This window comes from Dietzia sp. NPDC055340, assembly GCF_053645335.1.
Genome location: NZ_JBSHML010000002.1, coordinates 206089 through 232799, shown reverse-complemented (window position 1 = coordinate 232799; position 26711 = coordinate 206089). Strand labels below are relative to the sequence as shown.

At 70.6% G+C, this 26711-nt stretch carries 24 protein-coding genes and 1 pseudogene; 19 read left to right on the top strand and 6 right to left on the bottom strand.

All coding sequences use genetic code 11. From position 1 onward, the window contains the following. The first annotated feature begins 5 nt into the window (after nucleotides 1-5). Nucleotides 6-1472, top strand: a complete 1467-nt coding sequence (locus ACWIFB_RS02200) for a ComEC/Rec2 family competence protein (protein ID WP_454057136.1) — start codon at nucleotides 6-8, stop codon at nucleotides 1470-1472. On the opposite strand, the gene ACWIFB_RS02195 is transcribed toward ACWIFB_RS02200, so the two are convergent. Beyond that, nucleotides 1459-3114 (bottom strand): RecQ family ATP-dependent DNA helicase, encoded by a 1656-nt coding sequence (locus ACWIFB_RS02195; RefSeq protein ID WP_454057135.1) that lies wholly within the window; start codon nucleotides 3112-3114, stop codon nucleotides 1459-1461. The two genes, ACWIFB_RS02200 and ACWIFB_RS02195, sit on opposite strands and share 14 nt — an antisense overlap. 202 nt (nucleotides 3115-3316) lie before the next feature. Here ACWIFB_RS02195 and ACWIFB_RS02190 point away from each other — a divergent pair, with 202 nt between their 5' ends. The 3 genes from ACWIFB_RS02190 to ACWIFB_RS02180 all read left to right on the top strand — a co-directional run bounded on the left by ACWIFB_RS02190 (nucleotide 3317) and on the right by ACWIFB_RS02180 (nucleotide 6564). Further along, on the top strand, nucleotides 3317-4246 hold the full coding sequence (locus ACWIFB_RS02190; protein ID WP_454057134.1) for an SDR family NAD(P)-dependent oxidoreductase: 930 nt from the start codon (nucleotides 3317-3319) through the stop codon (nucleotides 4244-4246). 129 nt (nucleotides 4247-4375) lie between these two features. Next, nucleotides 4376-5353, top strand: a complete 978-nt coding sequence (gene holA / locus ACWIFB_RS02185) for a DNA polymerase III subunit delta (protein ID WP_454057133.1) — start codon at nucleotides 4376-4378, stop codon at nucleotides 5351-5353. Between the two features lie 461 nt (nucleotides 5354-5814). Next, nucleotides 5815-6564, top strand: a complete 750-nt coding sequence (locus ACWIFB_RS02180; protein ID WP_452099394.1) for a hypothetical protein — start codon at nucleotides 5815-5817, stop codon at nucleotides 6562-6564. Between the two features lie 147 nt (nucleotides 6565-6711). Here the strand turns inward: ACWIFB_RS02180 and rpsT are convergent, their stop codons facing one another. Next, nucleotides 6712-6972 (bottom strand): 30S ribosomal protein S20, encoded by a 261-nt coding sequence (gene rpsT, locus ACWIFB_RS02175; protein ID WP_230929566.1) that lies wholly within the window; start codon nucleotides 6970-6972, stop codon nucleotides 6712-6714. Between the two features lie 165 nt (nucleotides 6973-7137). Then, nucleotides 7138-7686: a type II toxin-antitoxin system PemK/MazF family toxin gene (locus ACWIFB_RS02170; protein ID WP_452099395.1), complete on the bottom strand. Its 549-nt coding sequence runs from the start codon at nucleotides 7684-7686 to the stop codon at nucleotides 7138-7140. A 186-nt stretch (nucleotides 7687-7872) separates the two neighbouring features. Here ACWIFB_RS02170 and lepA point away from each other — a divergent pair, with 186 nt between their 5' ends. Next, nucleotides 7873-9732 carry a translation elongation factor 4 gene (gene lepA / locus ACWIFB_RS02165; RefSeq protein WP_452099396.1) on the top strand — a complete coding sequence of 620 codons (1860 nt, stop codon included), beginning with the start codon at nucleotides 7873-7875 and terminating at the stop codon, nucleotides 9730-9732. A gap of 79 nt (nucleotides 9733-9811) precedes the next feature. On the opposite strand, the gene ACWIFB_RS02160 is transcribed toward lepA, so the two are convergent. Further along, nucleotides 9812-10324: a CGNR zinc finger domain-containing protein gene (locus ACWIFB_RS02160; protein ID WP_454057132.1), complete on the bottom strand. Its 513-nt coding sequence runs from the start codon at nucleotides 10322-10324 to the stop codon at nucleotides 9812-9814. A gap of 26 nt (nucleotides 10325-10350) precedes the next feature. Here ACWIFB_RS02160 and ACWIFB_RS02155 point away from each other — a divergent pair, with 26 nt between their 5' ends. From ACWIFB_RS02155 to ACWIFB_RS02090, 14 genes and pseudogenes are all read left to right on the top strand, one after another. Next, entirely contained in the window at nucleotides 10351-11172 is an 822-nt protein-coding gene (locus ACWIFB_RS02155; RefSeq protein ID WP_454057131.1) for a TSUP family transporter, read from the top strand. 32 nt (nucleotides 11173-11204) lie between these two features. Beyond that, nucleotides 11205-13313: a M3 family metallopeptidase gene (locus ACWIFB_RS02150; protein ID WP_454057130.1), complete on the top strand. Its 2109-nt coding sequence runs from the start codon at nucleotides 11205-11207 to the stop codon at nucleotides 13311-13313. 9 nt (nucleotides 13314-13322) lie between these two features. After that, nucleotides 13323-13532: a hypothetical protein gene (locus ACWIFB_RS02145; RefSeq protein ID WP_344989714.1), complete on the top strand. Its 210-nt coding sequence runs from the start codon at nucleotides 13323-13325 to the stop codon at nucleotides 13530-13532. 144 nt (nucleotides 13533-13676) lie between these two features. Continuing rightward, nucleotides 13677-15065 (top strand): annotated as a pseudogene (locus ACWIFB_RS02140) (WS/DGAT/MGAT family O-acyltransferase); the annotation flags it as partial. A 731-nt stretch (nucleotides 15066-15796) separates the two neighbouring features. After that, the gene (gene hemW, locus ACWIFB_RS02135; RefSeq protein WP_454057147.1) at nucleotides 15797-16999 is read left to right on the top strand and encodes a radical SAM family heme chaperone HemW; all 1203 of its coding nucleotides are present in this window, start codon (nucleotides 15797-15799) and stop codon (nucleotides 16997-16999) included. Nucleotides 17000-17113: 114 nt separating this feature from the next. Next, nucleotides 17114-18154 carry a heat-inducible transcriptional repressor HrcA gene (gene hrcA / locus ACWIFB_RS02130; protein WP_230929559.1) on the top strand — a complete coding sequence of 347 codons (1041 nt, stop codon included), beginning with the start codon at nucleotides 17114-17116 and terminating at the stop codon, nucleotides 18152-18154. Between the two features lie 83 nt (nucleotides 18155-18237). Next, entirely contained in the window at nucleotides 18238-19398 is a 1161-nt protein-coding gene (gene dnaJ, locus ACWIFB_RS02125) for a molecular chaperone DnaJ (protein ID WP_454057129.1), read from the top strand. Between the two features lie 6 nt (nucleotides 19399-19404). Then, nucleotides 19405-20217, top strand: a complete 813-nt coding sequence (locus ACWIFB_RS02120) for a 16S rRNA (uracil(1498)-N(3))-methyltransferase (protein ID WP_452099401.1) — start codon at nucleotides 19405-19407, stop codon at nucleotides 20215-20217. A 65-nt stretch (nucleotides 20218-20282) separates the two neighbouring features. Then, a complete protein-coding gene (locus tag ACWIFB_RS02115; protein ID WP_230929604.1) occupies nucleotides 20283-21266 on the top strand; it encodes a PhoH family protein in 984 nt (327 codons plus the stop codon). Beyond that, the gene (gene ybeY, locus ACWIFB_RS02110; protein ID WP_230929556.1) at nucleotides 21263-21745 is read left to right on the top strand and encodes an rRNA maturation RNase YbeY; all 483 of its coding nucleotides are present in this window, start codon (nucleotides 21263-21265) and stop codon (nucleotides 21743-21745) included. Before ACWIFB_RS02115 ends, ybeY begins: the two co-directional genes overlap by 4 nt. Before the next feature lie 3 nt (nucleotides 21746-21748). Then, on the top strand, nucleotides 21749-23065 hold the full coding sequence (locus tag ACWIFB_RS02105) for a hemolysin family protein (RefSeq protein WP_295651032.1): 1317 nt from the start codon (nucleotides 21749-21751) through the stop codon (nucleotides 23063-23065). Continuing rightward, nucleotides 23062-23970: a GTPase Era gene (era, locus tag ACWIFB_RS02100; RefSeq protein ID WP_452099402.1), complete on the top strand. Its 909-nt coding sequence runs from the start codon at nucleotides 23062-23064 to the stop codon at nucleotides 23968-23970. The genes ACWIFB_RS02105 and era overlap by 4 nt, the downstream gene beginning before the upstream one ends. Nucleotides 23971-24050: 80 nt before the next feature. Beyond that, nucleotides 24051-24866: a DNA repair protein RecO gene (gene recO / locus ACWIFB_RS02095; protein ID WP_454057128.1), complete on the top strand. Its 816-nt coding sequence runs from the start codon at nucleotides 24051-24053 to the stop codon at nucleotides 24864-24866. Continuing rightward, nucleotides 24841-25680, top strand: a complete 840-nt coding sequence (locus tag ACWIFB_RS02090) for an isoprenyl transferase (RefSeq protein ID WP_454057127.1) — start codon at nucleotides 24841-24843, stop codon at nucleotides 25678-25680. Before recO ends, ACWIFB_RS02090 begins: the two co-directional genes overlap by 26 nt. Nucleotides 25681-25748: 68 nt before the next feature. On the opposite strand, the gene ACWIFB_RS02085 is transcribed toward ACWIFB_RS02090, so the two are convergent. Continuing rightward, entirely contained in the window at nucleotides 25749-26162 is a 414-nt protein-coding gene (locus ACWIFB_RS02085; protein ID WP_452099406.1) for a Fur family transcriptional regulator, read from the bottom strand. A gap of 5 nt (nucleotides 26163-26167) precedes the next feature. Next, nucleotides 26168-26539: an ArsR/SmtB family transcription factor gene (locus tag ACWIFB_RS02080; RefSeq protein ID WP_454057126.1), complete on the bottom strand. Its 372-nt coding sequence runs from the start codon at nucleotides 26537-26539 to the stop codon at nucleotides 26168-26170. Nucleotides 26540-26711 lie beyond the last annotated feature (172 nt).

Below are 26711 nucleotides of genomic sequence, written 5' to 3'. Positions count from 1 at the left end.
GCGACGTGGGGGCGACGGATCCGCCCGCACCCGGCGGCGCGGCCCGGCCGGGCGGGGAAGGCGAAGCGGGGCCGCGGGTCCCGGCGATCCGAGACCTGCGGCTCGTATCGCCGACGCTGGCGGTCTTCGTCGTCACCGCCGCGACGGTCGGCGTCCGGCCGTCGATGGCGCTCGCGGTGGCGGTGGTGCTGCTGGTCGGCGCGGTGGTGGCGGCGGTGTGGTCGGTGGCCGGAGGAGTCGAGCGCGGCCCGGACCATCCTGCGCTGGGGGTGCTGACGGTCGTCTGCGCTGTGGGGGCGGTCGCGGCCGGGGTGCAGGCGGCCCGGGCACACGCGTTGGCGGCCCACCCGTTGCCGGCGGCGGTGGGGGAACGGACCGGGATCGAGGCCGAGGTGACCGGGTTCGACCGGCCGGTGCGTTCCGGGGGCGTGATGGTGCCGGTGCGGGTCGAGGTGACGGGGTCGGGCCGGTCGGCGAGGCAGGCCGATCTCGACGTGGTGCTGCTCGCCCGTGAGGGCTGGCGCGGGCTGCCGCCCGGCACCCGGGTGCGGGTCTCGGTGGCGGTGCTCGAGCCACTGTCGTCGGGCGATCCACCGGCGCTGCGGGCCCTGACCCCGCCGACGGTGATCGGGCAGCCGGGCGCGGCGGGGCGGGTCCCGGCGGCGGTGCGCCAACGGATGCGGCAGGTGTCTGCGCGAGCCCTGGAGGGCGAGTCGGTCGGCCTGTTGCCCTCGTTCGTCCTGGGCGACGAGGGCGGCGTGTCCACCGAGACGAGGGACGACTTCCGCGCGGCCGGGCTGTCCCACCTGGCGGCGGTGTCCGGGGCCAACACGACCTACGTCGTGGGGGCGGTGCTGCTCGTGGCCGCGGGAGTCGGGGTGGGTCGGCGTGGTCGCATCGTGGCCGCCGGGTTGGCGCTGGCGGCATTCGTGGCGGTGGTCGGGCCGGAGCCCGCGGTGCTGCGCGCGGCCGGGACCGGGGCGATCGGCCTGGCTGCCCTGGCCGCCCACCGCTCCGGCCGGCCGCTCGCGGCGTTGGCGGCGATCGTGCTGCTGGTGGCGATGCTCGACCCCGTGACCGCCACCGGCGCGGGGTTCGTGCTGTCGGTGGCGGCCACCGCGGCGCTCGTGCTCGCGGCGCGCCCGGTGGCGGAGCGGATCCGCCGGACGTGGATGCCGGGTCGGGTCGCGGATGTGCTGGCGGTGTGCGTCGTGGCGCACGTGGCGACCTTGCCGGTACTCGCCGCGTCCGGTCTGGAGACCGGCCCGTGGGCGCTGCCGGCGAACATCGCCGTGGCGCCGGCGGTGCCGATGGTGACGGTGTTGGGAACCCTGGCGGCCGCGGTGGGGCCGGTGTGGGAGGACGGTGCGGTGCTGCTCGCGGCGGCGTGCGCACCGGCCCTGTGGTGGCTCGACACGGTCGCCGGCGTCGCGGCGGGGCTGCCGGGCTCGCCGACGGTCACGCCCGGGTGAGCAGATCCTGCTCGCGGACCCGGTCCAGTGACAGCGTGCGGTAGCCCTGCTCGGCGAAGAACACGGTGAGCCGGTCGTCGTCGACGCTCATGACGATTCCGGAACCCCACTCTCGGTGGACCACCGCGGACTGCAGGGGGAAGTCGTCCGCGTCGTGGGTGATGTCGACGGCTGTGCCGGCGTCGCAGGTGTCGCAGTTCCCGCACGGTTCGGCGAGTTCCTCGCCGAAGTAGCCGAGCAGGAACTGGCGTCGACACCCGTCGGTCTCGGCGTAGCCGCGCATCATCTCGATCCGTGAGCGCTCGATGCGCTCGAGCGTGTCCGACGTCTCCTCCGCCCGGCGCACCGCGACCCCGGTCTTCACGTCCTCCGCGAACGCCACCCCCCGGCGACCGGAGGTCAGCACGCCCGCCGCCTCCAGGAGGTTGACCGCGCCCGTGACACGCTTCGCACCGACGTCGAGGGCCTTCTTCAGATGGGTCAGCCGCACCGGGCCATCGGCGCGGCGCAGGTGGGCCAAAACCGACCTGATGACCTCCTCGTCCGCGTTGTGCGAGGAGAAGAAGCTGCGCAGGCCCAGGTCCTCGCTGCGGTAGTGCAGCTCGATCGTGGCCGGATCCCGGTCCCGGCCGGCCCGCCCCACCTCCTGGTAGTAGGTGTCGAGTGAGTCGGGGATGTCCGCGTGCAGGACGAACCGCACGTCCTCCTTGTCGATCCCCATGCCGAACGCACTGGTCGCCACCACCACCTCGCGCCCACCGTCCACGAAGTCGCCCAGCGTCTCCTCGCGCACCGCCGCCTTCTGCCCGGCGTGGTAGGCGCGGACGCTCAGCGGCCGGCCCGCCTCGGTCGAGAGTGCGGCGATCCGCTCGGCGTACTCCTCGGTGGACCGGCGCGTCGCGGCGTAGACCAGGCCGGGGCCGGCCAACTCGACTGCCCGCTCCACGACCGCGTCCTGTTTGTCGTCGCCTTCGACATGACGCCGCACCGCCAGGTGGAGCTCGGACCGGTCGAACCCGCCGGCCAGCACCAGGGCGTCGGGTATGGCGAGCCTGTCGACGATCTCCTCGCGCACCGGCGTCGACGCGGTCGCCGTGAGGGCGATGACGGTCGGCGACCCCATACGGTGCCGCGCGGCGCCCAGCCGCAGGTAGTCAGGCCGGAAATCGTGTCCCCAGGCGGAGACGCAGTGGGCCTCGTCGACCGCGAGAAAACTCGGCCCGGCCTCACGGACCCGGTCGAGGACCTCCCGTTTGGCCAGCTGTTCGGGGGTGAGGAAGAGGAAGTCGACGCGACCGGCCACGACCTCGTCCCACGCATCAGCCTGCTGGCGGGCCCCGAGCGAGGAGTTGATCGCCATCGACCGGGTGGGCGCGCGGTCCGCGAGCGAGTTCAGGCCTTCGCACTGGTCGGTCTGCAACGCGATGAGAGGCGAGACCACCACACAGGGCCCCTCTGCCATCATCCCGGCGAGTTGATAGATCGCCGATTTCCCGTACCCGGTGGGCAAGACCGCCAGCACGTCCCGGCCGGCGATCGCCGCCTCGATCGCCTCGGCCTGCGGCGGGCGCAACCCGTCCCACCCGAAGACGCGGCGTGCCATCTCACCGGGATCGGTGGCCTCGCCCTGGGTCGTCGTCACGTGTCTGTCCTCTCGGTTCGCGGCCGGGCGACCCGCAGTGGGATGGTCCCGGACCGCCGAGCGTAGGCGCACAGCCCCGGGGCTCCCACCGCGCACACCCCGGCCGCTCGGGGTGTGGGCGTACCGGATGCACGGTCGACGTCCGCGGTGGACCATGATGCGCACATCCGGGCCCGCGGGGGTCCGACAGGGAGGGGGCGTCGTGGGCACTCGGGGAAGCCTGGCGGGACGGACCATCGTCATCACGGGCGCATCGAGCGGATTCGGCCGCGGCGCGTCACTGGCGCTCGGTGCGCGGGGCGCCCACGTCGTCGTCGCCGCCCGACGTTCCGCGTTGCTCGACGAGGTGGTCGCGCAGATCACCGAGGTCGGCGGTAGCGCACTGGCCGTGCCCACGGACGTCAGCGATGCGGACGCCGTCGAGCGGCTCGCCGTGCGCGCCGAGGAACTCACCGGCCACATCGACGTGTGGATCAACAACGCCGGCGTCGGCGTCATGGGCCTGTTCTGGGAGGTTCCGCTCGCCGACCACACCCGGCTCGTCGACGTGACCTTCAAGGGCATGCTGTCCGGGTCGCACGTGGCCCTGCGCCGCTTCTGTGCGCGTGGCGAGGGGGTGCTCATCAACGTCGGGTCGGTCGCCGGGGAGGTGCCGCTGGCCTATCAGGCCAGCTACGCCGCCGTGAAGGCGGGGATCTCCAGCCTGGGCCGTTCGCTCAACGAGGAGTTGCGGTTGGCCGGGCTGGGTGAGTCGATCAAGGTCAGCACGATCCTGCCGTGGGCCGCCGACACGCCGTGGTGGGAGCACGTCGGCAACTACACCGGACACGCGCCACGGTTGGCCGCGTTGGACGACCCCGACATCGTGGTGGAGGCGATCGTCGACGCCTGCACCGACCCGCAGCAGGAGCGGCCGGTCGGCCCCAAAGCGCGCTCAGCGAAGGCCTCGCACCGGCTGTTCCGCGAACTGACCGAGATGTTCTCCGGCACGCTCTCCGAGTCAGAGATCGAGAAGGGCTCCGCGGTTCCGGACACCTCCGGAGCCCTCCACGAGCCGGTCGCCGGGGGCACCACCCTCCACGGTGACACCCGCGAGCGGATGGTGATGGAGGACGCCGAGCGCCGGCCGTGAGGTGCCGGCTCGCGTGCGACGGGGCCGCGGGCCTGTCGGTGCGACGTGGCACGATGTCGGGGACGACGACGGCACTGGTGATGTCGGCGACGACGACAACGATCACGACGACGACGAGGAGTTCTCCCCATGGCGGCAGGCCCCGCACCGGCTCCACTTCATCTCGTGCTCGGCGAGGATGAGTTCCTCACCGAGCGCGCCACGATGGGGGTCGTCTCGGTGGTCCGGGCAGCTACACCTGCGGGGGAGGACCCGCCCGTGGTCTCCCGGCTCGGTGGCCCGGAGGTCACGGCGGCCCAGTTGTTCGAACTGCTCTCCCCGTCGCTGTTCGGTGAGGCCCGGATCGTGGTGATCACCGGGGCCGCGGAGCTGGGTAAGGACGCCGTCGCCGCGGTGCTGGACGCGGCCCGGGACCTGCCGGCGGAGACAGTGCTGATCGTGCAGCACACCGGTGGGGGCAGGGCCAAGACCCTGGCGGCGGACCTGCGCAAGGCCGGTGCCGAGGAACACGCGGCGGGCAAGATCACCCGGCACACCGAGGTGATGGGTTTCGTCCGGTCGGAGTTCCGCGGATTGAATGTGCGCGTGGCCCCGGAGGCGTGTGAGGCGCTCGTCGAGGCGGTCGGCACGGACCTGCGCTCGCTCGCCTCCGCATGTGACCAGTTGGTGGCCGACACCGGCGGCAAGGTGGACGTCGAGGCCGTTCGCCGGTACCACTCCGGCGTAGTAGGGGTCAGCGGCTTCACCGTGGCCGAGCGGGCCGTGGTCGGCGACGTGGCGGGGGCCATCGAAGCACTGGAGTGGGCGATGCACACCGGGGTCCCGCACGTCGTGCTGGCCGACGCGCTGGCCGATGCGGTGAACTCCATCGCTCTGGTCGGCACCCAGCGGGGGGTCGCCCCAGGGGATCTCGCGCGGCAGGGCCTGCCCCCGTGGAAGGTCAAGAAGGTCCAGGCGCAGACCCGGTTCTGGTCCATCGACACCCTGGGCACCGCACTGCAGGTGGTCTCGCGGCTCAACGGCGAGGTCAAGGGCATGGCCGAGGACACCTCGTACGCCCTGGAACGGGCGGTGCGTCAGGTCGGCACGCTGGCCGGCTCCGCCTGACGGCCCGGGTATGTCGTCCGGCCGGCTGCCAGCACGCGGGCCGGCGGCTCACTCCGGCGCCCGGCACACGGACCGGCGACGTCATAAACGCCCCCATTCGCCGTGCGGGGGATGAATAATGGTCTCCTGCCCGGCACGCGCCGTCGCCCGACCGATGCAGCCGCACACCGCCGGTGCGAGTGCGCACGTCGGTACCCGGCGGGTGCCTGAACCGGGAGGCTGCAATGGACGTACCCATCGCGAAACCGGAACCCCGGGGGAGTGCTGCCGGGTACTGGCCGGAGAATTGGTGGATCGATGGCCCGGTCTTCTCGACCCGGGCACGCGGTTCTCTCATCACCACCCACAAGCCGGGGGCCGAACCTGGCCGGATGCCGGCCGACGCGTGGGTGCGCGCAGCTCTCACCGTACTTCTCTGGGCCGGCGCCGGTTATCTGGTCCTTCCTCGCATTCTGCCCGGGGTGACCACTCCACTGACGGTGGCGATGAGCGGGAGCTGGTGGTTCTGGGCTGTGCTCGCGATCTTCTTTCTGTCCGTCGCCGCCTTTGGGGGCACGTTCGGGCTGTATACACGGCTGCTCGATCGTTATGGGCAGGCATTCGCGTCGACGATCACCGCGGGCGCGGCGATCGCCCTCGGGGTGGGTATCGCCGCGGAAGTTCACCGACGGCTGCTGAACGATTACGTCGAGATGATCCCGCTGGGTGAACGACATGCGCAGCAGGTCGATATGACGATCATGTCGATCGTCGTACTGGTCGTCGCCGCGTTCATCGTGTTCTCTGTGCTCGTGGTTCCGTTCGCCGTGTCCGGGGCGGTCCGTGAACAGCGTCGCATCGCAAGTATCCGTGCCACAGGTGCGCACCACGTCGGCACGCTCGGCCGGGTAGGACACTGCCACCAGCGAGTCGCCGGCCTGTGCCAGTTCGACGTGACGGTTCGATTCGGGGACGGCGACGGTGTGCGGGATGTGGCGGCGCAGATGGCCACGTCGCCCACCCGGGTGCCGTTGCCGGGTACGAAGGTGGTGGTCATCGTCAGCCCTCCGACGGCGGCCGACATCCAGCCGCGCCCGGCTCGCGCACGATCACGCAGACACGCGACCACCGCGCCCGAGGCCCTTCTCATCGAACCGGACCCCACCCATGTCATCGCGTTCGATCCGAATGTCGAACGCTATACAGAGTCGAGTGGCGCAGGGGGCGCGTAGGAGCGTCCTCGTAGCAGCAGGGTCCTGACACACGACGAGGGCCCACCGCGCATCAGTGACGATGCTGGTGGGCCCTCGGAGCCGCGTCGCGTCAGCGTTGGCCGACGCGGGGCTGGGGCCCTCTCATCCGGAGAGGGCCGGGGTGCCTCAGAGCTGGTCGACAGCCTTGGCGAGCGCCGACTTCTTGTTGGCGGCCTGGTTCTGGTGGATGACACCCTTGCTGGCCGCCTTGTCGAGCTGACGCGAGGTCGCGACCAGCAGGGCGCCAGCCTTCTCCTTGTCGCCGGCCTCGGTGGCGGCGCGGAGGCTGCGGATGGCGGTACGCAGAGCCGACTTGGTCGACTGGTTGCGGAGACGGCTGCGCTCGTTGGTGCGGTTCCGCTTGATCTGGGACTTGATGTTGGCCACTCGTCACACCTTTTTGTCGTGTGTCGACGGCTCCACGAGGGGATCCCGCCGATCGGATGTCTTGTCGTCTTTGTCCTTGTGGACGCGCTGAACGCCGTCCGGTGGACACCGACGGCCCACTTTACCAGCGGGCGCGTCACCGGCCAAAACGCGACCGGCGCGGCGTCAGCGCCAGCCGTAGTCGCGACGGAGCCGGTCCGCCACGCGGTCGAACGCGTCCCTGGGGCAGATCGCGCCCTCGCGCCGGATGCCCTGTTCGGGCACATCCAGCACGCGGTCGAGACGCACCCAGCTGGGGCGTCCCTCCGAGTCCCAGGGCCCGCTGCCGAGCCCGAGCCAGCCGTTGTCGTCGTCGCGCTTGGACCGGGACGACAGCTGGAGGCCGAGCAGACGATCCCCGTCCCGACCCACCACCAGGACCGGACGGTCCTTGCCGCGACCGTCGTTCTCCTCGAACGCCACCCACGTCCACACGATCTCGCCGGGGTCGGCGTGACCGTCCAGGTCGGGGGCGTAGGCCAGGGTGCGGGCGCGGCTGGAGGTGGGCGCGGTGGTGGTGGTCGCGGGCCGGCCCGCCTCGGCGTTCCGCGACCCCAACGCGGGGGATCCTCCGCGCTCGTCGAGCTGCTTCCGTACCGCTTGGGCGACCGTCGGCCCGTACTTGCGTCCCATGTGGACTGCCTTGCGACCCACGCGGGCCCAGTCGATAGCCATGCGGCCAAGGGTAACGGCCGACGCCCGCGCCATGACGGCCTCGACCGCTCGCTTCCCGGGCGACGGCGCCGTCGATGCGGTGCGCACGGGCCGATACGTGATGAGTGTTCCGGGCGCGGTCGTGTGACAATGGGGTGATCGTCCGGACGTACCGCAATCCAGCCGCACCCGGGCCCGCCTCCAGGAGTGATCGAGATTCCCAACTTCGCAGAGACGACGTTCACCGATCCGGCCAGGATCAGGAACTTCTGCATCATCGCGCACATCGACCACGGCAAGTCGACCCTGGCCGACCGCATGCTGCAGCTGACCGGTGTGGTCGAGGAGCGCCTCATGCGCGCCCAGTACCTCGACCGGATGGACATCGAGCGCGAACGCGGCATCACCATCAAGGCGCAGAACGTCCGCCTTCCGTGGGTGCCACGCTCCGGTGCGCACGAGGGCGAGGAGATCGTCCTGCACATGATCGACACCCCCGGCCACGTGGACTTCACCTACGAGGTCTCCCGCGCGCTGGAGGCGTGTGAGGGCGCGATCCTGCTGGTGGACGCCGCGCAGGGGATCGAGGCGCAGACCCTGGCCAACCTCTACCTGGCCATGGAGAACGATCTCGAGATCATCCCCGTGCTCAACAAGATCGATCTGCCGGCCGCCGACCCGGAGCGGTTCGCCGAGGAGATCTCCCACATCATCGGTTGCGAGCCCGGCGATGTCCTGCGCGTGTCGGGCAAGACCGGCGAGGGTGTCGAGGCGCTCCTGGACAAGCTCTGCGAGACCATCCCGGCCCCGGTGGGGGATCCTGACGCCCCGGCCCGCGCGATGATCTTCGACTCCGTCTACGACACCTACCGCGGCGTCGTGACCTACGTGCGTGTGGTCGACGGATCGCTCACCCCGCGCGAGAAGCTGACCATGATGTCGACGGGCACCAACCACGAGCTGCTGGAGATCGGCGTCATCTCGCCGGAGCCCAAGGCGACCAAGGGACTCGGGCCGGGCGAGGTGGGATACCTCATCACCGGGGTGAAGGACGTCCGCCAGTCCAAGGTCGGCGACACGGTGACCAGCGCCCGCGGCGGCGCGACCGAGCCGCTGCCCGGTTACGCCGAGCCCAACCCGATGGTGTTCTCGGGCCTGTACCCGATCGACGGCTCCGACTACCCGGTTCTGCGGGACGCGCTGGACAAGCTGCGGCTCAACGACGCGTCTCTCGACTACGAGCCGGAGACGTCGGTGGCCCTGGGCTTCGGCTTCCGCTGTGGCTTCCTCGGCCTGCTGCACATGGAGATCACCCGCGACCGGCTCGAGCGCGAGTTCAACCTCGACCTCATCTCGACCGCACCGAACGTGGTGTACCGGGTGATCGCCGAGGACGGCTCGGAGCACCAGGTGACCAACCCGTCGTACTGGCCCGAGGGTAAGCACCGCGAGATCTATGAGCCGATCGTCAAGTGCACGATCATCGTGCCGAGCGAGTTCGTGGGCACCACCATGGAACTGTGCCAGTCCAAGCGCGGCGAGATGAAGGGCATGGACTACCTGTCCGAGACGCGCGTCGAGCTGCGATACATCCTGCCGATGGGCGAGATCATCTTCGACTTCTTCGACTCGCTCAAGTCCCGCACCAAGGGCTACGCGTCGATGGACTACGAGGAGGCCGGCGAGCAGCTGGCGGATCTGGTCAAGGTCGACATCCTGCTGCAGGGCGAGGCCGTGGACGCGTTCAGCGCGATCGTGCACCGCGACTACGCGCAGGGCTACGGAAACAAGATGACCGTGAAGCTCAAGGAGCTCATCCCGCGCCAGCAGTACGAGGTGCCGGTGCAGGCCGCGATCGGCTCCAAGATCATCGCCCGCGAGAACATCCGCGCGATCCGCAAGGACGTGCTCTCCAAGTGCTACGGCGGCGACATCAGCCGTAAGCGCAAGCTGCTCGAGAAGCAGAAGGAGGGCAAGAAGCGCATGAAGTCCATCGGCCGGGTGGACGTGCCGCAGGAGGCCTTCGTGGCAGCCCTGTCCTCGGACACGAGCTCGGACAAGAAGTAGGGGCACTTTCCTGCCCCGGGGCGGTCGGTCACACCGGCCGCCCTTCGGTGTCGTCGCCCGACCTCCCCGGGCAGTCCACCTAGGCGCGGGCGCGGTGGCGTCGTACTGCCGACCGGTTGTTGCACCGCGGCGAGCAGTAGGTTTTGCGTCCGTTGCGGGTGGTGTCGGCGAAGACGGCCTCGCAGTCGTCCGCAGCGCACCGGGACAGCCGGTCGATGCCGCGCTCGGTGAGGTGCAGCGCCGTGCCGACGGAGAACATGGCGGTGAGCAGGCGGGCGAAGCTGACGTCGTCGGCGCGGTAGTGGACGTGCCAGTGACCGTCGTGGTCGGTCAGGCGGGGCGGCCCGGCGTGCTCGGCGAGGAGGGTGTTGAGCGCCTCGGCGCGGGCACGGGGATCGGTGGTGTCGACGACGACGAGCCATCCGTCCAGGAACTCGTCGACCTCCGCGAGTTCTTCCTCCCGGGCTTCACGGTCGATGGTCACGCCGGCTTCCCGGCAGCGGTCCACGAGTTCGCGGGCGCTGCGGGGGCGGCGGTTGGCCAGGTCGGCGGCCAGGGTGACCGGATCGGCGCCGTAAGGGTTGATATACACAAACCGATTACAGCACAGTTGTCGGCATGCCCCAGACCTTCGCGCAGCTCGCCGCCTCTCCGGCGCTCGGCATCCCGGTCTGGGTGCTGCTCGCGCTCGTGCTGGCGGCCTTCGTCGCCGGGTGGGTCGACTCGGTGGTCGGCGGGGGTGGGCTGATCCAGCTGCCCGCGCTGGTCATCGCGCTACCCGCTGACGTCTCGACGCCCGAGGTGCTGGGGACCAACAAACTGTCCTCGGTGGCGGGCACGCTCGTCGCCACCCTGACCTACCTGCGCAAGATCCGGGTTCCGGTGGCCATGGTGGCGCCACTCGTGGCCGCGGCGTTCGCGGGCTCGGCCGCAGGATCCTCGGTCGCACGCTTCATCCCCAAGGAGCTGCTCACGCCGATCGTGCTGGTCGCGGTGATCGTGGTGGGCACCTACACGTGGCTCAAGCCGAACCTGGGCCGCACCCATGCCGAGCGCTTCAGCGGCTGGGCCAGGGCGTGGCGGTCCGCGGTGATCGGGCTGGTGATCGGGTTCTACGACGGCGTGTTGGGGCCGGGGACGGGCTCGTTCTTCGTGATCGCGATCGTGGCGTTCCTGGGTTTCGGCTTCCTGCAGGGGACCGTCGCGGCCAAGCTCGCCAACCTCACCACCAACATCGCGTCCATCCTGGTGTTCGGGCTGCACGGAGAGCTGCTGTGGGTGATCGGCGGTTGCATGGCGGTGGCGAATCTCGCCGGCGGCTTCCTCGGGGCGCGGATGGCCATGCGCCATGGCAACGAGTTCATCCGGAGGGTGTTCCTGCTGGTCATCGTGATCCTCGGGGCCAGGCTCGCCTGGGACACCGTGTCCACGTGGGTGTGAGCCCGTGTCGCGCCGTCCGTAGACTCGCGGTCATGACCACCCCGAGCCCCGATGCCCCGCTCCACCCGCTGCTCGACGAGTCGTCACTGCCGTACGGGCTGCCGGACTTCGCCGCCGTCCGGGACGAGGACCTGGAGCCGGCGATCCGGGCCGCGATCGACGACCACGCGGCCGAGGTCGCCGCCATCTCCTCGAGCCCGGAGGCGTCGACCGTCGAGAACACGGTGATCGCGCTGGAACGCTCGGGGCAGGCGCTGCACCGCGTGCTGTCGGTGTTCTACGGGCTGCTCGGGCCCGACGCGACGCCCGCCCGGCTCGATGTGGACCGCGTGGTGTCCCCGCTGCTGGCCGCGCATCACTCGGCGGTCATGACGGACCCGGTCCTCTACGCCCGTGTAGACGCGGTCGCCGCAGCGCTCGAGGCGGGAGAGCTGGATGTCGACGACGAGACCGCCCGCCTCATCCGGCGCCACCACCGGGACCTGCTCCGTGCCGGCGCGGCCCTCGAGGACGGGGCCCGCGCCCGCCTGACCGCGATCGACACCCGGTTGGCCGAACTGACGACGGAGTTCGGCGAGAACCTCCTGGCCTCCACTACGGAACTGGCAGTACCGGTCGCCGACGAGTCCGAGCTCGCGGGGCTTCCGGAATCCATGCGCGCGTCGCTGGCCGCCTCCGCAGAGCAGGCCGGTCTCGAGGGCTGGCTGATCCCGCTGGGTCTGCCCACGGTGCAGCCGATCAGCGCCTGGCTCGACGACGCCGGACTGCGCGGACGCGTCATGGAGGCATCGATGAAGCGGGGCTCGACCGCGGGACACGACAACACCCCGATCGTCCTCGAGATCGTCCGGCTGCGTGCCGAGCGGGCCGAGCTGCTGGGCCTGCGCTGCCACGCCGACCACGTGCTCGCGGTGGAGACCGCCGAGACACCCGAGGCCGCCCGCGGGCTGCTGATGGACGTGGTGGACGCCGCGGTGACCAACGCCCGCAACGAGGCCAAGGACCTGCTCGGCGGCGAGGACCGTTCTCTCGACCCGGCGGACTGGGCCTGGGAGTCGGAGCGTCTTCGTTCCGAGCGCTACAGCGTCGACGACGCGACGGTGCGCCCCTACTTCGAGCTGGAGACCGTGCTGCGGGACGCTGTGATGTACTCCGCCGAGCAGCTGTACGGCCTGCGTTTCGCCGAGCGGCCCGACCTGGCCGGCTACCTGCCCGACGTCCGGGTGGTCGAGGTGTTCGACGACGAGCGGTCCGAGCGGGACGCCGGCATCGGCCTGCTGCTACTGGACTACTACGCGCGACCCACCAAGCGTGGCGGAGCCTGGATGACCTCGTTCCGGGACCAGTCGAGGCTCCTCGACTCCCGCCCGGTGATCGTCAACGTCATGAACCTGTCCCGTCCGGCGGAAGGGGAGCCGACGCTGCTGACGATGGACGAGGTCACCACGATGTTCCACGAGTTCGGGCACGCCCTGCACGGGCTGCTCTCCGACGTGGAGTACCCCGTGTTCTCGGGCACGTCCGTGCCCCGCGACTTCGTGGAGTTCCCCTCCCAGGTCAACGAGATGTGGGCTCGTCGTCCCGAGATGCTCGCCCATTACGCCCGGCACCGGGAGACCGGCGAGCCCATCGCGGCGGAGCTGGTCGAACGGATGCGGGAGGCGGAGCGCTTCGGTGAGGGGCAGGCGACCGTGGAGTACCTCGCGGCCGCGCTGCTCGACCTGGCGTGGCATTCGTTGACCCTCGAGCAGGCGCGCGAGGTCACCGACGTCGATGCGTTCGAGTCGAAGGTCCTGGCTGATGCGGGCCTCGACGTGCCGGGGATCGAACCGCGCTACCGGTCCCGCTATTTCCAGCATGTGTTCGCCGGCGGTTACTCGGCGGCCTACTACTCCTACTTCTGGGCCGAGGTCCTCGACGCGGATGCCGCCGAGTGGTTTGTCGAGAGCGGGGGACTGCAGCGTTCCTCCGGTGACGCGATGCGCCGCGAGGTGCTCTCCCGTGGTGGTGCCATCGACTTCCTGGACGCCTATCGGAGCCTACGCGGGAGCGACCCGGATCCGGCGGCGCTGCTGCGTCGTCGCGGACTGGACTCCTCCGTGGTCGGTGGCCGTGAGGCCGCCGCCGCAGGGCGATCGTAGGATCGGTACGTGTCAGCGTTTCTGCAGTTCTGGGACAGGGTCGAGCTCTGGCTCGTCACCCTGCCCTTTCCGCTGCAGGTGGTGATCATGCTCGCGATGGGGATTCCGCTGTTCCTGGCCACCGCGGTGCTGGTCGAGAAGGTCGCAGACGTTCTCGTGCACCGGTTCCGGGTGCTCGTCGCGTCCCGGCCCGCCGAGACCGGGAAGGAGGTCCGCTGATGCCCCGGTCACGTGTCACCCTCGCTCTGATCCTGCTGATCGTCTTCGTCGTCATCGCCTGGTTCCTCATCGAGGTTCTCTGACCTCGCGCGGCGGTCGGCCGGACCACCGCCGTGGAGTCGATTCCGGAAGTACACTCCCGTCATGCAGCGTTTAAGTGGACTTGACGCCAGTTTCCTGTATTTCGAGACCCGGTCTCAGCTTCTCCACGTGTGTGGGTTGATCGTTCTGGACGTCTCGGAGGTTCCCGGCGGCTACACCTTCGACAAGCTGCGTACCGAACTCGCGCGCCGGGTCACCGGCATGCCGGCGTTCCGGCGCAAGCTGCACGATTCGATGCTCAACGTCGACCACCCGGTGTGGGTCGAGGACGAGAGCTTCGACATCGATCATCATCTCCAGCGGATCGGATTGCCCGAGCCGGGGGACGATCATGAGCTCGCCGAACTGTGCGCGCACCTGGCCAGTCAGCCGATCGATCGCTCGATGCCGCTGTGGCAGATGTACGTCATCGAAGGTCTGTCCGACGGCCGGGTCGCGGTGTTCGCCAAGATGCACCATTCGACGGTCGACGGCGTCACCGGCGCCAATATGATGTCGCAGCTGTGCACGCTCACCCCTGACGATCCGGCGCTGGACGCCGACCTGGTCAAGGAGACCGCCGGGGGCTCGGGGGCGCTCGAGCTGGCGGTGGGGGGTGCACTCTCGCGTCTTGCCACCCCGTGGCGGCTCGCCTCCCTGCTGCCCGGGACCCTCGGCGTGCTGCCGTCCTGGATCAGCCGCGCCCGCAAGGGGTTGGCGATGCCGGCTCCGTTCACGGCCCCGCGGACCCCGTTCAACCGGACGATCACCGGCCACCGCACCATTTCGTTCACGAGCGTGGACCTGGACGACATCAAGCGGGTCAAGAACGCGTTCGGAACCACCGTCAACGACGTGGTGCTCGCCATCACGTCCACGGCCCTGCGCAAGTACCTCGACGGGCAGAACGCGCTGCCGGCGAAGCCGCTCATCGCGATGGTCCCGATGTCCGTCCACGCTGCGGAGTCCCGCCCCGGCACCAACCGCGTGTCCGGGATGTTCATGTCGCTGTCCACCGACATCGACGACCCGGTCGAGCGCCTCGAGGCCATCCGCGACGCCAACGTCGTGGCCAAGGACCACACCAACGCACTCGATGCCAACCTGCTGACCGACTGGGCGCAGTTCGCCGCCCCCTCGGTCTTCGGGTCGGCCGTTCGGATGTACTCGCGGCTGCGGCTGTCCGAGCGCCACCCGGTGGTGCACAACCTGGTCATCTCCAACGTGCCGGGGCCCAACATCCCGCTCTACTTCCTGGGTGCCCGCATCGAGCAGATGCTGCCGCTGGGTCCCGTCTTCCACGGTGCGGGACTGAACTGCACGGTGATGTCGATGGACGGCAGGCTGCACTTCGGATTCATCGCGTGCAAGCGCTCCGTACCCGATCCGTGGCCACTCGCCGACGCCGTCACGGAGGCGTTGGCGGAGTTCGTCGAGGCCGCCGCCGAGCGTGAGCGCAGCGGCGCACCCGCCGTGGAGAAGAAGACGGCTACAGAGTTGGCGGCAGACCGTCGTGCGCAGCGAAAGGCGGCTCGCCAGTCGGCGAAGGACTCGGCGAAGGTGGAGCACGCGCCGAAGAATCCGGCCAAGAAGGCACCGGCCAAGAAGGCGCCCGCCAAGAAGGCCCCGCCCCGCAAGGCCTCGCCCGCAGCGGCGCAGACGACCCCGGCCGCGGATACCACGGCGGATTCACCGGAGGCCCCGGCGGCCTCGACCCCTGCGAAGAAGGCCGTCGCCACGAAGACGCCGGCGAAGAAGGCCGCCACCTCGAAGACCCCTGCGAAGAAGGCCGTCGCCACGAAGGCCCCGGCGAAGAAGGCGGCCACCTCGAAGACCCCCGCGAAGAAGGCCGCCGCCACGAGGACGCCCAGGAAGGTGTCCGAGTCCAAGCCGGTGGCGCAGAAGCCCGCGCCCGCGGCCACGCCTGTCGCGCAGAAGCCCGCCGCCGGGACCAAGCCCGCCGCCGAGACACCAGGTCGGCCCGCACCCGCGGTCGCGGAGTCCGCGTCGAAGTCGGTTGCTCCCGCCACTCCCCCCGCACAGAAGCCGACCGGTTCCAAGCCGACCGGCGCGGCACCGGCCGCGGCCTCGTCGTCTGTGGCGCCCTCCGCGACGCCGGCCCGCCCCGAGGCTCGAGGTGAGACCGGCTCGACCCCCGACACCGGTCAGGCGTGACCGCCGGCGTGGACCCGGCGGGACTCGCGCTCGCCCCACCTGAACGCGATCCCGCCTCGCCGTTCGGGATCTACCTTCACGTCCCGTTCTGCTCGACGCGGTGTGGCTACTGCGATTTCAACACCTACACCGCGGGCGAACTGGGCTCCGCCACCTCGCCCGTCGACTGGGAGAGGGCCGCGGCCATCGAGATCGAACGGGCAGCCGACGTGCTCGCCCGCTCGGGCACCGCGCCGAAGGTGGACACGGTATTCGTGGGCGGTGGCACCCCCTCCCTCGTCGGGGCCGACGTCCTGGTGGGTCTGCTCGACCGCATCGATTCCGCGTTCGGCCTGGCCCCCGGCGCCGAGGTCACCACGGAGAGCAACCCCGAGTCCACCTCGCCAGAGTTCTTCACCACACTGCGCGAGGGTGGATTCACCCGCATCTCGCTGGGCATGCAATCGACCTCTGCACGCGTGCTGCAGATCCTCGACCGCGCGCACACCCCGGGGCGCCCACAGGAGGCCGTCGCCGAGGCCGTCCGGGCGGGGTTCGAGCACGTCAACCTCGACGTCATCTACGGGACGCCCGGAGAACGCGAGGACGATCTGGCGCGCACTCTCGATGCGGTGGTCAATGCCGGCGTGGACCACGTCTCCGCCTACTCGCTCATCGTCGAGGACGGTACGGCCCTCGCACGACGAATCCGTCGCGGCGAGCTGCCGAATACGGTCGACGACGTCCTGGCCGACCGGTACGAGCAGGTGAGCGAGCGACTGTCGCGCGCCGGCTTCCGCTGGTACGAGGTCTCCAACTTCGCGACGGGCGAATCCGGATACTGCCGCCACAACCTGGGCTACTGGCGTGGTGGCGACTGGTGGGGCGTCGGGCCGGGAGCCCACTCCCACGTGGCCGGCGCGCGCTGGTGGAACCTCAAGCACCCCGCCCGGTACGCGGCCGCCTGCGATGCCGGCGATCTCCCCGTCGACGGCGGCGAGAGGCTCACCGACGAGGACCGTCACATCGAACTGATCATGACCGCGCTCCGACTGGCCGAGGGGCTCGGGGACGAGGCGTTCACGGCCGAGGAGCGGGCACGCGCGGGCGAGCAGGTCGCGGCCGGCCTGCTGCGGCGGCGCGGGGCCGATCACCCGGGCGGGCCCGGCTTCGCGCTCACCGAGGCGGGCAGACTGTTGGCTGACGGAGTCGTCCGCGACATCCTCCTCTGAGGAGAACACGCCCGGGCTCGCCTAGAATCGGGCCCATGCAGCGGGTTAATCGGGCCCGTGCCGCGGGCGAGGTCGTAGACACGCAGCACCGGAGAACTGGAAGGAGGGCGGTCCATGTCGAGCGCATCAGACCGTAGGACCGACGTTCTGCGGGCCATCGTCTCGGACTACATCGCCTGCCACGAACCGGTCGGCTCCAAGGCGCTCGTCGACCGGCACGCACTGGGAGTTTCCAGCGCGACCATCCGCAACGACATGGCGGTGCTGGAGGCGGAGGGGTTCATCGTGCAGCCCCACACGAGCTCGGGGCGCGTGCCCACGGAGAAGGGCTACCGCCACTTCGTCGACTCGATCGAGGAGATCACGCCGCTCTCGCGAGCCGAGCGCAAGGCCATCCGGGCCTTCCTCGAAGGCGCGCTCGACCTGGACGACGTGCTCCGGCGGGCGGTTCGGCTGCTGTCGCAGCTCACCCGCCAGGTCGCGGTGGTCCAGTACCCGGTCCTCGACCGCTCGACCGTGCGGCATCTCGAGGTCGTGAGTCTGACCCCCACGCGGCTGCTGCTGGTCCTCATCACCGACACCGGCCGCGTCGACCAGCGAACCGTCGAGCTCGCGGCCCCGCATACCGAGGAGCACCTCGCCGAGATCCGGACCCTGCTCTCCGAGGCCGTGGCCGACAAGCGTCTCGCGGACGCCTCCGCGGCACTCACGGCCACGGGGGAGCAGGCCCGGCCGGCGTACCGCGACGCGGTGGAGCGTTGCGTCACTGTGCTCGTGGACACGCTCGTCGAGCACCCGGACGACCGGATCGTGCTGGGCGGCACCGCCAACCTCACGCGGAGCGCCGCCGACTTCGACGGCTCCCTGCGATCGGTGCTGGAGGCGCTGGAGGAGCAGGTCGTGATCCTGCGTCTGCTCACCGCCGCCCAGGCCGTGGGCGCGGGCGGGCCGGGCGGCGTCACCGTGCAGATCGGCGCCGAGACCCAATCTGCCGAGATCCGCGGCGCGTCGGTGGTCTCCTCGCAGTACGGCGCGGAGGGCCACGCGTTCGGCGGCATGGGGGTGCTGGGACCCACCCGGATGGATTATCCGGGAACAATCGCCTCGGTCGCCGCTGTTGCCCACTACGTGGGCGAGATCCTCGGCGGGCGCTGACCCCCGTACTCTCTTCCAGGAGCCGCGGCGTCGAGCAGGCGGCACCACGAGCACGAACAGTCTTCTTGAACGAAAGGTCAGACGTGTCACGCGACTACTACGGGACCCTCGGGGTCGATAGGGGCGCCTCGGAGACCGAGATCAAGCGCGCCTACCGCAAGCTCGCCCGCGAGCTCCACCCTGACGTCAACCCGTCGGACGAGGCGCGTGAGCGGTTCAGCGAGATCACCGCGATCTACGAGGTCCTCACCGACCCGGAGAAGCGACGCATCGTCGACATGGGCGGGGATCCGCTCGACTCCGGCGGCGGCGGTGGCGGTTACGGCGGCGGATTCGGCGGTGGCTTCGGTGGCGGCCTCGGCGACGTTTTCGAGGCCTTCTTCGGTGGTGCCGGAGGCGGAGGCGGCGGCCGGGGCCCGCGCAGCCGGGTCCAGCCCGGTTCGGACGCGCTCATCCGGGTGAACCTGACCCTGGACGAGTGCGCGACAGGCGTCACCAAGGAGATCAAGGTCGACACGGCGGTGCTGTGCGAGACCTGTCACGGCAAGGGCTCGGCCTCCGATGCGCCGCCCGCCACCTGCGGCATGTGCCAGGGCCAGGGCGAGATCCAGTCCGTGCAGCGCTCGCTGCTGGGCAACATCATGACCAGCCGCCCCTGCCCGACGTGCGCCGGGACCGGCGAGATCATCACCGATCCGTGTGGTGACTGCACCGGTCAGGGCCGCGTCCGCAAGCGTCGCACCGTGTCCGCCAAGATCCCCGCCGGTGTCGGCGGCGGCATGCGGATCCGGCTGTCCGGCCAGGGCGAGGTGGGCCCCGGCGGCGGGCCCGCCGGGGACCTGTACATCGAGGTCAACGAGCGCACCCACCCGGTGTTCGTACGCGACGGCGAGGACCTGCACTGCACCGTGCGGGTCCCGGTGGTCGACGCGATGCTCGGCGGCACCGTCGAGCTCGAGACCGTCATCGGTGACCCGATCGAGATCGAGATCCCGGCCGGCACCCAGCCCGGCCACACCGTCACCCTCACCGACCGCGGCATGCCGCGCGTCCGAGGTGGAGGTGCAGGCGACCTCACCGTGCACATGGAGGTCGTGGTGCCCGAGAAGCTCGACCGCAAGCGCCGCGACCTCGTCGAGCAGTTGCGTCGCCTGGACGGCGATTCGGCCGAGGTCGTCAGCGAGGACACCGCCCGCCGCGGCGGTCTGTTCTCCCGCCTGCGCGACGCGGTCGCCGGGCACTGACGCCCTGTGACCCCGTCGCTGTTCCGGGTGGAGGCCGTCCCGGCCGTGGGTGAGACCGTCGTGCTCGACGGCCCCGAGGGGCGTCACGCCGGTAGCGCGCTGCGGCTCCGCCCGGGGGAACCGATCCGCGTCGGTGACGGCCGTGGGGCCGTGGCCGACTGTGTGGTGACGACGACGAGCCCGGGCGTCGTCGAAGCCGAGGTCGGCACCCGGACGGACGTCCCGCGCCCCGTCCCGGAGGTCACGGTTGTCCAGGCCCTGCCCAAATCGGAACGCTCCGAACTGGCGGTGGAGCTGGCGACCGAGGCCGGCGCCGACCGGATCGTTCCCTGGCAGGCCGAGCGCTGCGTGAGTCGCTGGGCCGGCGCCAAGGTGGGTAAGGGCCGCACCAAGTGGGCGAACGCCGCGCGGGCCGCCGCCAAGCAGTCGCGGCGGGCCCACGAGCCCGAGATCGGTGAGCTGCTCGACTCGGCAGCCCTGGCCCGGCTCGTCGCCGAGGAGGCGGCCGCCGGAACACGCGTGCTGATCCTGCACGAGGAGGGGGCCGTGCCGTTCGCGGACGCGGTGACCGCCCCGACTCCCGGGGCCCACGGGCGGCCGATGAACGTCCTCGTCGTCGTCGGGCCCGAGGGCGGCGTCTCCGACGCCGAGCTGGAGGCACTGACCGGCGCCGGCGCACGCCCCGTCGTACTGGGACCGGAGGTCCTGCGCACCTCCACCGCCGCGGCCGTCGCGTTGGGGGCGCTCGGCGTTCTCACCCCGAGGTGGGCCGGTGCGGGTACTACACTCGGGGCAACCGCACCACACCACGGGAAGTGATCCACGTAAGCACCCCAGACAGCGATACCGTCCGCACGGCGGTCCAGCTCGACCCCGACCTGGCGATGGCGGTGCTCGGCGCCGCCGACACCAACCTCCGCACCCTCGAGGAACTTCTCGACGCCGACCTGCACGTCCGGGGCGGCACCATGACCGTCTCCGGCCATCCGGAGGCGGTCGACACCGCCTCCCGCGTCGTGTCGGACCTGCTGCGCCAGGCCCGCAAGGGCGTGGAGATCACCCCCGCCTCTGTGCGTCGATCGGTCGAGATCCTCGCCGGGTCCGGTCCGCTGACCGCCGAGGAAGTGCTGGGCACCGACGTGCTCTCGCGCCGCGGCGGGATGATCCGGCCCAAGACGCTCGGCCAGAAGCGGTACGTCGATGCGATCGACGAGCACACCATCTCCTTCGGGCTCGGCCCCGCCGGCACCGGTAAGACCTATCTCGCCATGGCCAAGGCCGTCGCCGCGTTGCGCGCCAAGGAGGTCAGCCGCATCATCCTCACGCGGCCCGCGGTGGAGGCGGGGGAGCGGCTCGGCTACCTGCCGGGCACGCTGCACGAGAAGATCGACCCGTACCTGCGGCCGCTGTTCGACTCGCTGCACGACATGATGGACCCCGAGACAATCCCCAAGCTCATGGCGGCCGGCGTGATCGAGGTGGCGCCGCTGGCGTACATGCGCGGGCGCACGCTCAACGACTCGTTCATCGTGCTGGACGAGGCCCAGAACACCACGCCCGAGCAGATGAAGATGTTCCTCACGCGCCTGGGCTTCGGGTCCAAGATCGTCGTGACGGGCGACATCACCCAGATCGACCTGCCCGGCGGGCAGCGCTCCGGCCTGAAGGTGGTGCGCGAGATCCTCTCCGGGGTCGAGGGCATCCACTTCTCGGAGCTCACCTCGAAGGACGTGGTCCGGCACGCGTTGGTGGGCCGGATCGTGGACGCCTATGCCAAGCACGAAGCCCGCCTCGAACGGGGCCAGAACGAGACCCGGTCACACCGGAACACCGAGCCGCACAGGAACAGGGAGCAGCGCCGCCGATGAGTATCGAGGTCGCCAACGAGTCGGGTGTGGAGGTCGACGAGGCAGAGCTCGTCGACGTGGCCGCGTTCGTGATCGCCCGGATGGACGTCCACCCGGCCGCCGAGTTGTCCATCACGCTCGTCGACAAGGACACCATGGCCGATCTCCACGTGACGTGGATGAACCTGCCCGGGCCGACCGACGTGATGAGCTTCCCGATGGACGAGCTCACCCCCGGCGGACGCCCGGACCTGCCCGAGCCGGGGCCCGCCATGCTCGGCGACATCGTGCTGTGCCCGGCGTTCGCCGCCGACCAGGCCGCCAGCTCCGGGCATCCGCTCGCGCACGAGCTGGCGCTGCTCACGGTCCACGGCTGCCTGCACCTGCTCGGTTATGACCACGCGGAGCCCGCGGAGGAGCGGGAGATGTTCGGGCTGCAGAACGAGCTCCTGGCCGAGTGGTACGACCATCGGGACGAACGCCCGGCGGGGGACGCCTGAGTCGTGGACGAGACGATCCTCGCGGCGGTCGGCGCCGTCCTGCTCATCCTCACCGCCGGTCTGTTCTCCGCTCTCGACGCCGCACTGAGCACCGTGTCGGTGGCGCGCGTGGAGGAGATGGCCAAGGAGGGCCGGTACGGGGCGGCGCGGTTGTCCACGATGCTGAAGCAGCGGCCCCGCTACATCAACGTGGCGGTGCTGGTCCACGTGCTGAGCCTGGTGGCGACCGCCGTGCTGTTCACCGTGGTGTTCAATGACGTCATCGACTCGGCGGCGTGGGCACTGGTGACCGCCGCGGCCGTGACCACGGTCGCGGCCTATGTGGTGGCCGGGGTCGGGCCGCGCACGCTCGGCCGTCAGCACGCCTACTCGATCGCACTGGGCTCGGCCGTACCCATGACGGTGGTGGGGATCGTCCTCGGGCCGGTCGCCCGGTTGCTGGTCGGCGTGGGTAACGCCGTCACCCCGGGTGGCGGCTTCCGCAACGGCCCGTTCGCCACAGAGATCGAGCTGCTCGAGATCGTGGACATGGCGCGGGAGCGCGGGGTAGTCGCGGATGACGAATCCCGCATGATCCAGTCCGTCTTCGAACTCGGCGACACCACGGCGCGGGAGGTCATGACGCCGCGCACGGAGATGGTGTGGATCGAGTCCGACAAGACCGTCGGCCAGGCCGCGCGCCTGACGGTCAAGTCCGGCTACTCGCGGATCCCGGTCGTGGACACCGAGAATTCCGACGACGTGGTGGGCGTGGTGTACCTGCGCGACATCGTGGCGCGCCTCGACGACCCGGACGGCCGGGCGGCACCGGTCGCCGAGGTCATGCGGCCGGCGGTGTTCGTGCCCGACGCCAAGCGGATCGACGACCTGCTCTCGGAGATGCAGCGCGACCACAACCACCTGGCGATCCTCGTCGACGAGTACGGCGGGACCGCCGGCCTGGTGTCCATCGAGGACATCCTCGAGGAGATCGTCGGCGAGATCGTCGACGAGTACGACACCACCGAGGTGCCTCCTGTAGAGGAGATCGGGGCCGGCCGGTACCGGCTGTCTGCGCGGCTGGGCCTGGACGAGGTGGCCGACCTGTTCGACATCGAGTTCCCGGGCGAGGTCACCGAGGAGGTCGAGACCCTCGGAGGGTTGCTCGCCCTGGAGCTCGGGCGCGTCCCGCTGCCGGGCGCACGCGTGGTCTCCACGGGACTCGACCTGCGCGCCGAGGGCGGGCACGACCGGCGGGGACGCGTGAAAGTGGTGACCGTGGTGGCCGAGCGCGCCGCCGTGGAGAAGACCGGTAGTGACGACGACGAGGAGAACAGATGAGCACGCCCGAGGGGTTCCGCAGTGGGTTCGTCAGTTTCGTCGGACGTCCCAACACCGGTAAATCGACGCTGACCAACGCGCTGGTGGGGGAGAAGATCGCGATCACCTCGTCGCGCCCCCAGACCACCCGTCACGCGATCCGCGGCATCGTGCACCGGGAGAACGCCCAGATCATCCTCGTGGACACCCCCGGCCTGCACCGGCCCCGCACCCTGCTGGGCGAGCGACTCAACGCGTTGGTGGAGGAGACCTTCTCCGACGTCGACCTGATCGGGATGTGCTTCCCCGCCGGTGAGCGGATCGGCCCCGGCGACAAGTGGATCCTCGAGCAGGTCCGCGCCCTGTGCCCCACGACGCCGGTGATGGGCCTGGTGACCAAGATCGACTCGGTCTCCAAGCAGAAGGTCATGGAGCAGCTCGTCGCCGTGTCGAAGTTCCTGGGCCCGGAGGCCGAGGTGGTCCCCGTGTCGGCGGTCTCGGGAGAGCAGGTCGACGTAGTGGCCGAGGTCATCGCCTCATTGCTGCCGGAGGGGCCGCAGTTCTATCCCGACGACATCATCACCGAGGAATCCGACGAGTCCCGGATGGCCGAGCTCATCCGTGAGGCGGCGCTCGAGGGCGTGCGTGACGAACTGCCACACTCGATCGCGGTGACCATCGAAGAGGTCCTGCCGCACGAGGGCCGCGACGACATGGTGGACGTGCACGCGACCGTGTACGTCGAGCGCCAGAGCCAGAAGGCGATCGTCCTGGGCCCGAAGGGTGCCCGCATGCGCGACGTGGGCACGCAGGCCCGCGCCGGGATCGAGAAGCTACTGGGCACCAGGGTCTATCTGGATCTGCACGTCAAGGTGCTCAAGGAGTGGCAGCGCGATCCCAAGATGTTGGGGCGGCTCGGCTTCTAGGCTCCGGCCGCCGCCAGTGGGATGATGAACCTTCGCGCGGACGCCCAGCGCCGCCGCACCGATGCCGAGAGGAGACCGGGATGCATCCCTTCACCGACACCGGTCTCGTCGTGCGTACCTATGACCTCGGTGAGGCCGACCGGATCGTCACGCTGCTGACCGAGCAGCACGGACTGGTCCGCGCGGTCGCCCGGGCGGTGCGCCGCACCCGCTCACGCATGGGCGCGAGCCTCGAGCCGTTCGCCGTGGTGGAGGTGCAGATCGCGCCCGGCCGTGGCCGGAGTGGGCTGGGGACGGTCCGCCAGGCCTCGAGCCGGGAGTCCCTGGCCCGCCCGCTCGTGGCCGACTATCCCTCGTACACCTCCGGATGCGTGGTCCTGGAGACCGCGGAACGACTCGCAGGCGAGGAGGGGGCTCCGACCCCGCGGCTGCTCGGCCTCGCCGTCGGCGCCCTGCGCTCCCTCGCGGAGCAGCGACGTTCCCCGGGGCTGGTCGCCGACGCCTTCCTTCTGCGTGCCATGTCCGCCTCCGGCTGGGAGCCGGTCCTGGACTGCTGCGTGCGCTGCGGCGTGGTGGGGCCGCACCGGGCGTTCCACGTGCCCTCCGGCGGCACTGTGTGCGTGCACTGCCGGCCGCAGGGGTGTGCGATGCTCTCGCCCGGCGTCGCCGAGCATCTCGCGGCGCTGATGGCCGGGCAGTGGGAGGCCGTCGCGGTGTCCTCGCCCGCCGTCGTCCGGCAGGCCTCGGGGATCGCCGCGGCCCACCTCCAGTGGCATCTGGAGCGTGACCTGCGCAGCCTGCCCCTCGTCGACCGCGGCGTGGGACACCCCACGCCGCACGCGATCGCCCGTGACCACAGGGAGGAGTCCAGTGCCCGGACTGCCCAGATTTCGTAAGCGCTCCGCCACGGCGGGCACCACGGCGGCGGTCGCGGGGGAGCGCGCGGCCGTCCGGCCACCGACGCCGCACCCGTCCGGGGCCACGCCTCCCGCGATCCCCGCGGAGTTCGTGCCCGGCCACGTCGCGCTGGTCATGGACGGGAACGGTCGCTGGGCCCAGGAGCGCGGACTGCCGCGCACCGAAGGGCACAAGCGGGGCGAGGCCGTCCTCATGGACGTGGTCCAGGGATGCATCGAGATGGGGGTCCCGTACCTGTCCGCGTACGCCTTCTCCACCGAGAACTGGAAGCGCAGTCCCGAGGAGGTGCGCTTCCTCATGGGCTTCAACCGGGACGTGCTCCGGCGGCGCCGCGACGAGATGAACGCGCTCGGGGTGCGGGTCCGCTGGGCGGGACGACGCCCCCGACTGTGGAAGTCGGTCATCTCGGAACTCGAGGAGGCCGAGGAACTGACCCGGGACAACACGGTGATGACGCTGGCGATGTGCGTCAACTACGGCGGTCGCGCCGAGATCGTCGATGCCGCGCAGGCCTTCGCCCGACGGGTGGCGGCCGGTGAGATCTCGCCCGACGACCTCTCCGAGGACGACTTCGCGCAGTACCTGGACGAGCCGGACATGCCCGACGTGGACCTGTTCCTGCGGCCGTCCGGCGAGCTGCGCACGTCGAACTTCCTGCTCTGGCAGAGCGCGTACGCCGAGTTCGTCTTCCAGGACACCCTGTTCCCGGACTTCGACCGGCGTGACCTGTGGGCCGCGTGCCTGGAGTACGCCGAGCGCGACCGGCGCTTCGGGGGCGTCACCCCGCCCTGAGGCCCCGGCCGGCGTCGTCGCCCGGTGGTCGGCCCGGGTCGATCACGCCAGGCCCGGGCCGAACCGGGTCAACCGGCCCGGTCGGCGCACTCGGCGCAGAGGCCGAACAGTTCCACGGAGTGGGTGACGTCGGTGAACCCGTGGGCGAGGCCTGCGCTGCGCGCCCACATCTCGACCTTGGGCTCCTCGACCTCGACAGTGAAGCCGCATTCCCGGCACACCAGATGATGGTGGTGCGAGTCCGAGCACTTTCGGAAGATCAGTTCGCCGGAGTCGGTGCGCAGCACGTCCACGGCGCCGGCATCGGCCATCGACTGCAACGTCCGGTACACGGTGGTCAGGCCGATTGCGTCGCCCTTGTCGCGCAGCTCCGCATGCAGGTCCTGGGCGGACCGGAAGCCCTTGGACTCATCGAGCAGGGCGGAGATCGCGCTGCGCTGCCTCGTGGAACGCACACCGATCGGCTTGTCGGGGGTGGTCACTGAGATCATCCTTCCCCGGCGTGGTCGACCGCCGCCTCGACGATACTCAGCAGGTGCTCGTCGAGCAGTTCGTAGCGCATCTCGCGGCCCCGCCGGTGCGAGGAGACCACCCCGGAGGACTTGAGCACCTTCAGGTGCTGACTCACGAGCGGTTGGGTCACCCCCAGCGCGTCCACGAGTTCGTGCACGCAGCGGGGGCCGTCCTTCAGTTGGAGCACGATCGCGATCCGCAGTGGCGCGGACAGGGCCCGGAGCAGATCCCCCGCCGCCGACATCACCGGTGCGGGCGGGAGCGGCACCGGGGCGGCGTGGAGCCCGGACTCGTGCACGTCCGTGACCGGCTCTCCGCCGGCCGTCCGCTGTGATCCGGGGGCCATCGTCTCCACTTTCCGGACTGGGCGACCGGCAGGTCGCAGCCGATGTCGTTTCGGGCAGGGGACCCCAGTATCCCAGACCCGGAGTCCGTACCGGATACCCTGATGACAAGTGCCCGGGCGCCGGCCCGTGCCGAGGTGATCCACCCCGACACCTCCGCCAACCGACTCACCA